The sequence below is a fragment of the Paenibacillus arenosi genome, assembly GCF_014841135.1.
Lineage (GTDB): Bacteria > Bacillota > Bacilli > Paenibacillales > Paenibacillaceae > Paenibacillus_B > Paenibacillus_B arenosi.
On sequence record NZ_JACYTN010000005.1, the window covers coordinates 182,068 to 195,086 of the forward strand.

A 13,019-nucleotide genomic window follows, 5' to 3' on the forward strand; every position below is an offset into this window, starting at 1 on the left:
TATACTAGTCACGGCTTAGTCACGGCGAATGGCTGTCAGAGCATCTGTACGAGACGCATTGATTGCAGGGTATAGTCCAGCCAGTATTCCCGTAATAATCGCGAAGAACATACCCAATGGTATAATCCAAGGCGCGATAAATAGAATCTCAGCAGCTTCAGCACCGCTCGAAAGTACAAGGCCGTTAATTCCCCATATAATCCAATGAGAGAGGATTACCCCCATAATTCCACCGAGTAGACCAATTAGCGTAGCTTCTACGATGAACATGTTGCGGATTTGCCTTAAGTTAGCACCGAGTACCTTCATAATTCCGATCTGACGTCTACGTTGATGAGTAGACATCGTCATGGCTACAACAATTGAGATAGAAGCGATGAATAGAACAAATAAGCCGATACCAAGTGCGATCGTGCGCACCATAGCAAATTGTTTTTCAAGACGCTCTTTTTGTTCTAAGTTGTTCCTTGCAGTAAGACGCAGCTGCTTAATTTTGTTTTCCACTTGCGTTATGTGTTGTTGACTATCTACTTTTACTGTCACTAATGGATAATGCTCCACGCTTGCCGATACCGTATTCATGGATGCATCTGATGCAATAGGTCTAAATCCTGGCTGCTTACGCAACCATTCTGCTGTTTCGAGAGATACATAGATAATTTTCTGGTTCATTGACATATTATCGGTTTGGCTATCTGGTTTCTTCAGTACGCCCGTCACTCGAAGTGGGGGAGAAAGCATTTCTCGACCAGATTGTTGGTCGTATTGAACAAATTGAATAGACTGCTGGTATAAGTTCGCTGGCAGACGATCTAAATTTTCGAGCTGCTTGTATATTTCATCATCATATGGATTTTGACGCAGCTTATCGTAGAGCGATTGCCTTGCTTTTTCATCCACGTATCCGAATGTTGCGCCAAAGTTAGCAATTACGGTTTGAGGCAAATCCGAGACAGCTCCCAAACGCATTTGATGTCCGAAAGCTTGTAAGCTATTCAGATCAGTTGCGATCACTTGCGCATAAGAACTAGTTCCATTGGCTAGTTTCGTTTGATAGTGACCGATCTCCTCCATCGGAGCAGCGGCTAGTACATGTGGAAATGTACGAATCAGTTCAAGCTTCTGTGAAGTAAGCAGTGACCCTTCATCAATTTCAGGCTTTGCAGATGGATCACCAGATTGTCCCGCACTTTGTGGGGAGACGGTAATCTCATCAAGCTTAAACCAGCGGCTCATCTGCATTTCTGAATATTGGGCGGCAGATTCACCAATGCTCATCGCTACGACAATTGCAGCACAGCCGATCGAAATTCCCATTGCACATAGCATGGTAACGACTTTACGCCTACGAAGCTGGTCAAAAGATATGCGGATATAATCACCAAACCTCATGTATGTACGCCTCCTAGATCGGAGCCAGATGCTTGCGCATTTGTTGTTACTGCATCTTCAATAAGATGGCCGTCTTTAAGGGTTAGTACGCGTTCTGTATGCTCAGCAACTTCTCGTTCGTGGGTAACGATAACGAAAGTCGTATTCATCTTCTTATTGAGCTGCTTCAGAATGGAGATGACTTCATCCTCTGTTTTCGTATCCAAGTTTCCAGTAGGCTCGTCCGCAAAAATAACAGACGGTTCTGTAATAAGTGAACGTGCGATACTTACGCGCTGCTGCTGGCCACCTGATAGTTGAGAGACGAACATCTTTCCTTTGTCTGGTAAGCCGACTTGTTCGAGTAAATGTTGGGCTTTCTCACGTCTTTTACGAGGAGAGATGCCTTGGAACACGAACGGGAGTTCAACATTTTCGATAACGGTTAAGTTCGGAATAAGTTCATAGGCTTGAAAAATAAATCCGATATTTCCTCTGCGAAATTCAGCGAGTTGATTTTCATTCATTTTCACGATGTTGTGTCCGTTTATATAAATATTTCCTTCCGTAGGCTTCATAAGGCCTGCCATCAAATTGAGCAGTGTTGATTTGCCTGATCCTGAGCTGCCTAGCAGTGCGACCATGCTGCCTTTCTCTACTTGAAAGTCGATGTGCTGCAGGACGGGAGTGACCTCATCTCCATTGCGAAAGGAGTGGGACAACTGTTCGATACGTAGCATTGGGGCATTACCTCCTTCTTGTGTTCTAATGTCATGTTCATCTTGTTGTTGTGTCATGAGTATGACCAATGCCTTTCTATTAACTAAATTATCATATCAACTTATGGATGGGCATGCGAGCTTAAATATCGTGAAATTAGCTAATGTGACAAAAATGAAAGATTTAAGCAGGGAGAATCACGAATAAGACAACTTTCGACAGAGTTACCCCTTCATTTCTTTCAAAAAAATAGCCAGACGTGATATGCTATTTAGAGATGTTGTTTGGGTTGTTGCCTATTTCCTATGTGCAATAGCTAGCTGAAAGGATGACAAAATGAAGACGTTACCTCAAATGTTTATCGAACAGATGCAAAATCGACTTGGCGAGGAGTGGGAGTCTTTTTTGCACAGCTATCATATATCGCCTTATGCGGGATTGCGGGTAAATACGCTTAAAAAAAGTGTAGAGGCATGGAAAGAAATTGCCCCTATGGAACTGAAGCCGATACCTTGGACGCAGGATGGATTTTATATTGATCCTTCACTTCGCCCAGGCAAGCATCCTTATTATCATGCTGGTTTCTATTATATTCAGGAACCGAGTGCGATGGCGCCAGTTGAGCTGTTGGAGCCGCAGGATGGGGACTATGTGCTGGACTTATGTGCAGCACCTGGAGGAAAGTCGGTTCAAATCGCATCCAGGATTGGGCAAAATGGAGTGCTTGTTACGAATGACATTCATCCAGATCGGACCAAAGCACTTGTAAGAAACATGGAGCTGTACGGAGTCACACGAGCGGTTGTGTTAAATGAAGACCCATCACGAATTGCCGATGCTTTTCCGCAATGGTTTGATCGTGTGCTCGTGGATGCACCGTGTTCTGGAGAAGGGATGTTCCGCAAAGACCCTGATATGGTTCGTGCATGGGAACGTGAGCCGGTTACTGCTTATTCGGCTATGCAGCAGGAAATATTGGATAGTGCTGCCAAGCTTGTTGCTCCAGGAGGTCGTTTAGTCTATTCGACTTGTACATTCTCTCCTGAAGAGAACGAAGCTTCGATTGCACGATTCCTAACTAAATATCCTGACTTCCGTGTGAGAGCGGTAGATTTGAAACACGGAATGGAAGCGGGACGGCCAGAGTGGGCCCGAGCATGTATGGAAGAGCAGGGCTGGGAGGCTTCAGATGAAGCAATTGAAGCAACGGCAGGAACGATACGCTTATGGCCCCACCGAGTAAATGGCGAGGGTCATTATGTTGCTGTATTGGAACGTGAAGGGGAGCGATCAGCTCGCTCTGTTGCAAGCCTACAACAACCGGCAGCAGATGCTGATACAGTTCGTAAACTATCTTATGTCTCTAGTCGTCCCAAGCTGAAGGGCAAAGGGAAACAGACCCATAAGTCGGACTCCCGTAAAGATCAGATGGTAAGATTACCGAAAGGACTACGCCGTCCAGAACAAGAGTTTATTGATACGTATGCAGGGTGGAGCAAGCAACAGCTATCGAATGACAGGTATGAGCTAAATGCTTGTATTGGCAGTTATGCTTATGATTGTCCGCTTCCAGTAGAAATCTTGCTAAAGTTAAAAGTTGCACGACCAGGCCTGTTTTTAGGTACGTTGAAAAATGGACGCTTTGACCCTTCTCATGCGTTAGCACTTGCCTTGCAGCCAAGCGATATGCTTCGTGTATTGCCATTGGAATTGGAACAGCAAGAAGTGATTGCTTATTTACGAGGCGATACGTTGACGATTGATCCGGAGCGACTATGTACTGCTTCCGATTTAGGTGTGAAAGATAGGAAGGGTTACGTTATGATAACTGTAGATAATTGTCCGCTTGGCTTCGGCAAATGGGTGGATGGTATTTTGAAAAATGAATATCCAGCTGCATGGAGGTGGACAACCTAATGGCTAAAATGAGATTGGACAAGCTGCTCGGACATATGGGGTTCGGTTCTCGTTCAGAGATTAAACGATGGGCAAAGGCTGGGCTTATAACGGTAAATGGTTCTGCTGTCAAAGACAGCGGCAAGCAAGTGGAGCCTGATACAGATGATGTACGATTCGATGGGGAGAAAGTGGAGTATCGAGAGTATGTCTATATTATGCTGCATAAGCCGCCAGGGGTTATTTCCGCGACAGAAGATCGTCGTGAGCGAACAGTGATCGATTTGCTTCCTGACGAGATGCTATGCTTCGAGCCATTCCCTGTCGGAAGGCTGGATAAAGATACAGAAGGATTGCTGCTACTTACGAATGATGGCAAGCTGGCACATGAACTTCTAGCACCGCGCAAGCATGTGCCGAAGACATACTTCGCTCGTGTCAGTGGGGATGTAACAGAAGAGGATGTAGCAGCCATGACTCTTGGGGTAACGTTGGATGATGGTTATGTAACGAAGCCAGCACAGCTTGTCATAAAGAGCAAGGAGTCGTTGCCAACGGGAGAAGTTCTCAGCCACATTGAACTTACGATTACCGAAGGCAAGTTCCATCAGGTAAAGCGTATGTTTGAGTCAGTCGGCAAGCACGTTGTGTACTTAAAACGACTAACGATGGGACCTTTGCAGCTCGATTCTGAGCTGCCAATCGGCCAATGGCGGGAATTGAGCGAGGAAGAACTGGCTTCGTTGCAGCAAGCTACTACTTAGCTTTTTAGCTTCTTGGCTTCTTAGTTTATTAGTTTGAAAACAGCAGATGGAGGTTGACAGCATGAATAACATTAAAATGATTGCCCTTGATATGGATGGAACTTTGCTCCATGATGATCATTCTTTATCTGAGGTGAATGCGAATACGATCCGAGAAGTTGCTGCTCAAGGCGTGGAGATCGTATTGTGTACAGGTAGAAGCCCAGTGAGTACATTGCCTTATTTGGAGCAGTTGGGTCTAGAAGGTGTTGTTATTACTCATAATGGAGCGGCTACAGTAGCTTCTAAAGATAAAAGCATGCTTCATCAATTTGAGCTGAGTCAAATGGAGCTAGAGCCATACGTAACATACTGCAATGAAGAAAAGGTGCATTATGATATCAACACAGCCTTTGACCTTTATGTGAACCAAGTTGATTTACTATCCGCTGATTGGTTGGATACGTATAAGCAATTTTTAATTGAGCCGAAAAACTTCCCAGGCTGGGATAACCTACCAAGTCCTGTTTTGAAGCTGACGATGAGTGGCTACAAAGAAGATATGGATCGTGTTCAACAGGCGTTGAGCCTATGGGATCATAAAGTCCAATTTATTCGGTCTGGCGATTTCTTTATCGATATCATGCATAGGGAAGCAACGAAAGGTAACGCCTTGAAGCATTTGACGCAGCTGCGCGGCATTTCGAGCGAGAATGTAATGGCTGTCGGCAACTATTATAATGACATGACCATGATTCAATTTGCTGGTATCGGCGTTGCAATGGATAACTCACCGCTCGATGTCAAAGCAGCGGCAGATGAAGTTACGTTACCGAATAATGATGACGGTGTTCATGCAGTACTGAAGAAATATTTCTTAACTTAATAGATGAACGCCGAAAAAGGAGGGGAGCAGTCCCCTCCTTTTTCGTGTTGCCATCGTTCGCGGCATCAGTAAGTTAAAGCACGAGAGATGATGACCAACAAGATGAACAATACCAAAACAACACCTATCGAATTGTAGTATCCTCCTACTGCGCCCATCTTCTCATTCCTCCTCTACCCTTGTAGTTAGCTCTACCGAAGGGGGTACAGGGTTCCGTGCAGATGTATTGATGCGGCGGAACTTCCGTCATTCGGCATATCGTATCATATGCTTATATCACGTCTCGGTATAGGCGATTGTCCAAGGTGATGTGTAATTGGGCGCATGCCTAACCGTTTAGCTAGGCATGCTAATATTGATTAATACTTGTCAGAATAAGCAGGGGGTTATGTATGCATCTCTTAGAATTGAGACCGGACTTTGTAACGGCAGGGGCAGAAGCAATCGATATACTCATAGATGGCGTATATACGGCAACGTTGCTCGTCATGTATAGGGAAGGAAGTAGGTTATATAGTACGCTCATTATCGATGAAGAGGTGCTAAGCTCAGGTGAGATGGAGCAACAATTGGAACAAGTCGTAGAGCGCTACATTGATCGATTGTCTGATGCAGTAGATGCTGAGCAGCGGGAGCTGCAGGTTATTAATGGGAAGTATTCGCATATTGTAAGTTCTTCTGTTGAGACATCGTGGGAGGAATGGGACGATGAAGAAGAATATGAAGTTGATGATGAGTATGTTCTCGATGATGAATATCAAGAGGGTCAAACTGACGATAGGAACGTCGTTCAAGATTATTCAACGCTCAAGCTAACGACATCGAATCAAGGGCTTCAACAGCATATAGGCGACTACAAGCATGAATTAGCAATTTGTCCCCCACATCCAAGTGAGGCACTTGGCATCCAAATCATTCTCGCAAGAGATGATGGAGATACGCTAATGTATGATATTTATACGGAGCAGGGAGGCTCATTGCCGGTAGGTTTGGCAACGATTAATACGGAAGGTGAGCAGTTGTCAGGTTTTATTGACTTTAGAGTTCCAGGTACGAGCCGTGAGCGACATTATATGGGAGAGTCGATCGTGCAAGAGCTGGCAAAGGAACAATCGTTTGCAGCATTGCATCTGAACATGATGTACCATGATGAAATAATTGATGATGCTTTATTTTACGTTCATGTATGATGAAGATTAGGAAGAAATAGTATACAGATTTGTAAATGTGCATTGCCCATTACATGAGTGTAAAGCTGAGCAAAGATACAATAAACGAAACCGCGGCTATATTTATGTAGCCGCGGTTCGTTATACGTACAAGAGTACATGAAAGCTAGAGCAGGTAGACAGCACGCAATCCTTTTGGATAATGGTTCTTAATCATATCGTTAGCTAATTTACCCCAGCCAATTGGCAAGCCATCGATAGCGACAAGTGTCCAGCCTTTCGCAACTTCACTGCTGTCGGCTTGTATATCTTGATCAAGCAGTAATGCTTCACCGTTCAAGTATTTCTGAATGGCTGCTGCATCGGCTGCTGTAGACAACTGAATAGATGATGATGCAGATGCCGGATCAAGCAAAGATAATGCCAATGCATGAGCAGGCTCAATGCGCTGTTTGAGCACATGGGCAAGATGCAGGCCGGGACGTGGTACACGAAGTCCATTCAACTTTCCTTCCAGCCAGTTGCTCTGCTCCCCGCTGAAATCAGATGGAGCTGGGAGCCAGTATAGCTCCTCTCCGAACAGAATAGGCTTACCGGACAAAGGAGTTTGCCAGTCAGGCATATATTCGTACGTCCATTGCACAAACTGTTCATATACAGCATCTACATTTGAAGACGAATTATTTTTTCGGCCAGCTGCCTTTTTCTGTTTTCCTTTATTTCCTTTTTCAAAGCGAGTTGAAGTATCGCCAGTTGCGTACGACGTCATAGCAACGGAAGCTGATGAAATCGGGCTTTCTGCTGTATCCTCAAGATGGCTAGCACGACGTAATACAGCTACATAATGGCCTTCGCCGCGTTGTTTATGCGGCCATATGCGTTCTTGTTTCACAAGTGTAAAGTCTGGATAACGATCCAGCCAGCGTTCAATCGTATGTTCATTTTCCGCGTAATTGAACGTACATGTGGAGTAAGCGATCGTACCTCCAGGCTTTAGCATTTTAACCGCGGCTTGAATGATGTCCCATTGACGAGTTGCGCACAATGTCACGTGATCAGGAGACCATTCTTGAATAGCATCTGTATCTTTACGGAACATGCCTTCGCCAGAGCATGGCGCATCAAGCATAATGCGATCAAAGAACATAGGGAAGCGTTCTGCTAATGTATCTGGATCGGAGTTCGTAACGATTGCATTCGTACATCCCATCCGTTCCACGTTGCTTGCTAATATTTTGGCACGTTCGCGATGTATTTCATTTGCGATAAGCAGTCCTTTGCCTTGGAGGCGTCCAGCAATATGTGTCGTCTTCCCACCTGGTGCAGCTGCTAGATCGAGTACGATTTCACCTGGCTGTGGATCGAGCAATTGAACGGCTGACATGGCAGATGGTTCTTGGATGTAGTACAATCCTGCTGCATGATACGGGTGTTTACCGGGACGTGTATTGGAATCGTAATAATAACCTTCGTTACACCATGGCACCGATTGCAGGGAAAAGGTGCTCATCATTGGCTCTAGTGTCGTTTTATGCAGTTGCCACTTAAGTGGATGGATACGCAGTCCGTACGTACGTTCTTCATAAAAGCTCTGCAAAAATGCTTCTGTTTCTTCTCCCAGCATCTGTTTTATTTGCTGCTTATACGTTTCTGGGAGGGTAGGTTGGGTATTGATATTGGTCATACTTGAGTTATTGCTCCTTTTAGTAAATTCAGCTTGAACAATTATTTATTGTGTAATACTACTATAGTAGTAGTGTACCGAACGTAGGCCATTGCATGCAATGTTCTAGTTGATTCCATTTTCTTAAGATATTGTAACGAAACTAAGCAGCTATTGAAACGTAAGGACATAGTGTTCATTAAACGGATAAATGGATAATAAGTTTGTGTGAACAACCGTATCGCAGATGTTGGATACAGAGATAGATGAAAGGGGTCAACAACAGATGAATGATATCGTAGTGGAACTGCGAAATGTCACCAAAAAAATTCGTGGAAAAACACTAATTGATCAGCTCTCCTTCCAGGTAAAACGTGGAGAGATTTATGGTTTCTTGGGCCCTAACGGTGCCGGCAAGACAACGACCATTCGAATGATGGTCGGGCTAATGAGTATAACTTCAGGTACTATCCTTATAGAGGGACATGATGTAGTTAAGGATCGGGCTAAGGCGATGGCTCATGTTGGGGCGATTGTAGAAAATCCAGAGCTGTACAAGTTTATGACTGGCAGACAGAATCTTCTGCACTTTACGCGTATGAGCGGGAAATCGGTTTCTCAATCACGCATAGATGATATCGTAAAGCTTGTCGAGCTGGATCAGGCTTTGGACAAAAAGGTGAAAAACTACTCTCTAGGTATGAGACAGCGTCTCGGTATTGCACAAGCGCTGCTGCATCAGCCGTCGATTCTTATTTTGGATGAACCGACAAACGGTCTTGATCCTGCTGGAATTAGAGAGCTGCGGGATTATTTGAAGCGTTTAGCTAGAGAAGAGAACATTTCTATCTTGGTATCTAGTCACTTGCTATCAGAAATTGAGCTTATGTGCGATCGAGTAGTGGTTATCCAACACGGTAAATATGTAGGAGAACAAATTCTTGATACGAAGCACACAGAAGAGCAGCAGACGACTCGTACTATTCAATTCCATGTGGAGCAAGGAGAGGCGGCCGTACAGTCGTTGGAGGGAACTTCCTATCAACCAGCACAGGTGGAGAATAACGTCGTAACGCTCACACTTACTCGCGACCAAATACCTGAAGTTGTGGAACACTTCGTTCGTCATCACATCAAGATTTATGAAGTACGCTCTATTGCGGAAACATTAGAGGACAAGTTCTTGTCGATGACGAAGGGAGGTCACATTCAATGAGTTACTTTACATCATTAGTTCAGAATGAATGGATGAAGATAACGAGCAAGAGACAGCTGCCGTACTACCTTCTCTTCTTGCTCGTCGTTCTAGCCGCTGCAATTGGCCTTCAGTTATGGGTTCAATCAAAGGGTGGTAGTGAAGTGGGCAGTGTTGGATTCACTTCGGTTATTTTTGAAATCACGAGCGTGTTTACAGGTATTTTCTCCGTCGTCATTGCATCGCAGATCATTACAGATGAGTTCAAAGATGGAACGATTAAGCAATTGCTGATTAGACCTGCTAGCCGAACAACCATTTTAATGTCTAAGCTGGTTACGATTATTTTAGTCGTCTTGTTCGTTAATTTGGCCATGCTGCTTGTAACGGCGCTTGCCGCGTTTATTTTATTTGATGCTTCCGCTGGCGGAATTAATGTGTTATGGGAAGGAACCATTCTTCCATTCTTTTTGACTTTGCCAAATGAATTGTTTTATATATTTATTGCGTTCACAGCAGCTGTATTGACAAGAAGTCTAGGGCTTTCCATCAGTATTGCAGTAATATTGAATACGTTGGCCGGTATGATTAACATGTTTGTTTTCGATAAGCCGTGGTATAAGTATACGGTGTACCCTCATCTGAATTGGAATTCTTATTATGCTGGTGACCTACCATTTGAGGGAGCAACATTCGGCTTCTCATTCGCTATGTATGCACTGTACATGTTAGCGCTGCTTCTTGTCTCCATCTTGGTGTTCAAAAAGCGTGATATTCAATAATTGTTTGTTCGATTGTAAAATATGCATTGAGAAATGAATGAATGAAAAACCTCCAGATCCACTGCGCTAGTGGAAATGGAGGTTTTGTTCGTTATATGTATGGTGTTATTGTCGGCGTATGGAAAATGAAATTAGTACGAACTAAGTGGTGTAATTTTCCCTTCAATTTCTTGATAGCAGGTAACACGATTTTTGCCAGTTTGCTTGGAATGATACATCGCTTGATCTGCTTCTCGAACGAGTTCCTCGATCGTTTGTCCTTTTATTAGGGAACTGTAGCCGATGCTAATCGTAGAGCCCGTTTCTTCTTCAACTCGTGCTCGAATTTGTTCTGCGATATGTGCGGGAGACAGTTGTTTCTGCTTCTGCTGAACAAATGCAATAATTTCTTCTCCCCCAAACCGCCCCGCCAACCCACAATCATCTACTTCATCTCTGACGATTTGGGCGACTTTTATTAATACTTCATCTGCTACAAGATGGCCCTTCGTATCATTGAGTCGTTTGAAATTATCAATATCACAAAAGATAACGGATACTTTTTGGCTTTTGGCAATATATTGATTCATTCGTTGATACATAAAGCGACGATTGTACAATCCTGTTAATCCATCGGTAATGGAAGAACGATACGTGGTTTGTAAATTTTCGATAATTCGTTCAAAGAAGATAAACAGTACGATTGTAAAATAAATTAAAATCATAAACAGCTTCGTAATGAGCAGTGACTCACTCATGCCACCGTACCACAATACATTAATAAATATAGTAAGCAGTACGCCAAGGTAGGCAAGGATCGCACAGGTGTAACGAGTGCGTTGATTGATTTTTGGGGCGATCCACCTGTAACATAATAATGCGATGACTACTTGATAAATAATAAGCGGCCACGCTGTAATCTCGATGTAGCTACCATCAGGAGACAACAGCATAGATAAGTAAGAGGTGATCGGCACACCTAGAAACAAGATCATGAAACGCATGCGCATTTTGCGATTGAATCGTTTGTATAGTCGCAAAATGGCGACATTAATCATTAAAAATGAGGTCATGAATAATACGGATCTTCCCGCACCGAGCACTTGCTGTGTCGGATTGTCCAGAGCCGAGTCATTAATAATCATTAATCGATCCAACGCCATAATGACGACAGATAGGAAAAGTAATATATAAGCATTTGAACGTTGTTTCATATACAGGCGAAAAGCCATCAGCATCATAATAAGCATGATATATAAGTGACACATACTCGTTAGTGCGATGATGTCGCTATCTGTGAACAACAATTTCACATTCTCGTACATGGGGGCACTCCTAATATTGTACTTTACTGTTATTTAACTTCTAATATATTATAAACGATGGTGTGTGAAATGCGAAGAAAAAGGAGGGCCAACTTTGAAGATTTTACAAGCTTTGTTCTTCCCGCCTGAACAGCCCGGCGGTGTATCCTCCATGATTCCTCACTTATTGGAGCGATTCCAGTCCTCTAACTGGTCAATGGAGCTATTCTCACTGCCTAAACGCATTCGTGGTAAAGGTCAAGATAGTGTAGAATTTGAAACTTTTAATTGGGAGAAGTATGAGAGTTCTCCTATCGTTCAAAAATATATTCAGACCTATCGAGATTATATTTGGTGGACCAAGCTGCGTATCCAGCAGCCCTATGATCTTATTCATGCGCATCATCCAATCGCTGCGCTAGCGATGAAGCGGCTGTTCCCGGATACTCCGCTCATTGTGACGATTCATTCTAGTTATGAACAAGAGCTTATACTAAATGAGCATATTAAGCCAGGAAGCATTGAACATACATTTTTAACATCGATCTATAAGGAGCTGGAAGCGAGAGCGGATAAGATTATGACCGTGTCGGAGTCATTTAAGTCTTACTTGGGCGCGTATGTCCAGCAACCTGAACAGATTGAAGTATTGTCAAATGGATTCGATGAGAAAAGATTCAAGCCAATTGCACATGATAACGAGGTTCCTCAGTTAATAACGGTATGTCGTCTGGTTCCTGCAAAAGGGCTGGATGTTCTACTGCATGCTTGTGCTGAATTGAAACGAAGAGGGTATCCGTTCGTGCTTCATATTATTGGAGATGGCCCGATACGAAAGCAATTAGAGCAGATGGCTGTAGAGTTAGAAATTTATGATGAAACAATATTTTACGGCTATATGCTGCATCCAGAGGAGTTCATGCCGTTTTCTGATATATTCGTTCTACCGTCTCGTGCAGAAGCGTTCGGTTCTGTATTTGCAGAGGCTGCTCTGTGCTGGTTGGCGCTGGTGGGAACCAATGTGGGCGGAATTTCGGAACAAATTGAGGATGGTGTAAATGGATTGCTAGTTCCTCCTAATGATGTTGGAGCGTTGACGAATGCGATGGAGCGGGTAATAACAGACTCCTTTTTCCGCTATGAACTGGCGAGATCAGCATGGTCTAAAGCAAAGCAGGTGTATTCTTTATCACGTGTTGTGCACGAACTGAAGCAAACCTATCTTACGTATCGCAAGTAAGTAGGGGAGTATATCCCTGATCGATTGATACGAGGTAGCACGACAATGTAAATAAGCCTGTGTATGAAATA

At 43.7% G+C, this 13,019-nt stretch carries 12 protein-coding genes; 7 read left to right on the forward strand and 5 right to left on the reverse strand.

Annotated elements, in window-relative coordinates; genetic code table 11:
* Positions 1-15 precede the first annotated feature (15 nt).
* Positions 16-1,392: an ABC transporter permease gene (locus IFO66_RS10335; protein ID WP_192025053.1), complete on the reverse strand. Its 1,377-nt coding sequence runs from the start codon at positions 1,390-1,392 to the stop codon at positions 16-18.
* Positions 1,389-2,111: an ABC transporter ATP-binding protein gene (locus tag IFO66_RS10340; RefSeq protein ID WP_192025054.1), complete on the reverse strand. Its 723-nt coding sequence runs from the start codon at positions 2,109-2,111 to the stop codon at positions 1,389-1,391. Before IFO66_RS10340 ends, IFO66_RS10335 begins: the two co-directional genes overlap by 4 nt.
* Positions 2,112-2,427: 316 nt before the next feature.
* On the opposite strand from IFO66_RS10340, the gene IFO66_RS10345 reads away from it, so the two are divergent.
* From IFO66_RS10345 to IFO66_RS10355, 3 genes are all read left to right on the forward strand, one after another.
* Complete coding sequence (locus tag IFO66_RS10345; protein WP_192025055.1) at positions 2,428-4,008, forward strand: RsmB/NOP family class I SAM-dependent RNA methyltransferase; 1,581 nt, start codon at positions 2,428-2,430, stop codon at positions 4,006-4,008.
* Positions 4,009-4,016: 8 nt separating this feature from the next.
* The gene (locus tag IFO66_RS10350; RefSeq protein WP_192025103.1) at positions 4,017-4,751 is read left to right on the forward strand and encodes a pseudouridine synthase; all 735 of its coding nucleotides are present in this window, start codon (positions 4,017-4,019) and stop codon (positions 4,749-4,751) included.
* 61 nt (positions 4,752-4,812) lie between these two features.
* Positions 4,813-5,616: a Cof-type HAD-IIB family hydrolase gene (locus tag IFO66_RS10355; RefSeq protein ID WP_192025056.1), complete on the forward strand. Its 804-nt coding sequence runs from the start codon at positions 4,813-4,815 to the stop codon at positions 5,614-5,616.
* 65 nt (positions 5,617-5,681) lie between these two features.
* Here IFO66_RS10355 and IFO66_RS10360 read toward each other — a convergent pair whose 3' ends face one another.
* Positions 5,682-5,774, reverse strand: a complete 93-nt coding sequence (locus IFO66_RS10360; RefSeq protein ID WP_084509389.1) for a sporulation protein YjcZ — start codon at positions 5,772-5,774, stop codon at positions 5,682-5,684.
* Between the two features lie 234 nt (positions 5,775-6,008).
* Between IFO66_RS10360 and IFO66_RS10365 the strand changes: the two genes are divergently transcribed.
* Positions 6,009-6,806 carry a hypothetical protein gene (locus tag IFO66_RS10365; protein ID WP_192025057.1) on the forward strand — a complete coding sequence of 266 codons (798 nt, stop codon included), beginning with the start codon at positions 6,009-6,011 and terminating at the stop codon, positions 6,804-6,806.
* Positions 6,807-6,951: 145 nt separating this feature from the next.
* On the opposite strand, the gene IFO66_RS10370 is transcribed toward IFO66_RS10365, so the two are convergent.
* The gene (locus tag IFO66_RS10370; protein WP_192025058.1) at positions 6,952-8,469 is read right to left on the reverse strand and encodes an RsmB/NOP family class I SAM-dependent RNA methyltransferase; all 1,518 of its coding nucleotides are present in this window, start codon (positions 8,467-8,469) and stop codon (positions 6,952-6,954) included.
* Between the two features lie 265 nt (positions 8,470-8,734).
* Here IFO66_RS10370 and IFO66_RS10375 point away from each other — a divergent pair, with 265 nt between their 5' ends.
* Complete coding sequence (locus IFO66_RS10375; protein WP_192025059.1) at positions 8,735-9,664, forward strand: ABC transporter ATP-binding protein; 930 nt, start codon at positions 8,735-8,737, stop codon at positions 9,662-9,664.
* The gene (locus tag IFO66_RS10380) at positions 9,661-10,425 is read left to right on the forward strand and encodes an ABC transporter permease (protein WP_192025060.1); all 765 of its coding nucleotides are present in this window, start codon (positions 9,661-9,663) and stop codon (positions 10,423-10,425) included. The genes IFO66_RS10375 and IFO66_RS10380 overlap by 4 nt, the downstream gene beginning before the upstream one ends.
* A gap of 131 nt (positions 10,426-10,556) precedes the next feature.
* Here the strand turns inward: IFO66_RS10380 and IFO66_RS10385 are convergent, their stop codons facing one another.
* Positions 10,557-11,729, reverse strand: a complete 1,173-nt coding sequence (locus IFO66_RS10385; protein WP_192025061.1) for a GGDEF domain-containing protein — start codon at positions 11,727-11,729, stop codon at positions 10,557-10,559.
* Between the two features lie 94 nt (positions 11,730-11,823).
* Between IFO66_RS10385 and IFO66_RS10390 the strand changes: the two genes are divergently transcribed.
* Positions 11,824-12,948, forward strand: coding sequence for a glycosyltransferase family 4 protein (locus tag IFO66_RS10390; protein ID WP_192025062.1), 1,125 nt, complete (start codon positions 11,824-11,826; stop codon positions 12,946-12,948).
* The last annotated feature ends 71 nt before the right edge of the window (positions 12,949-13,019 follow it).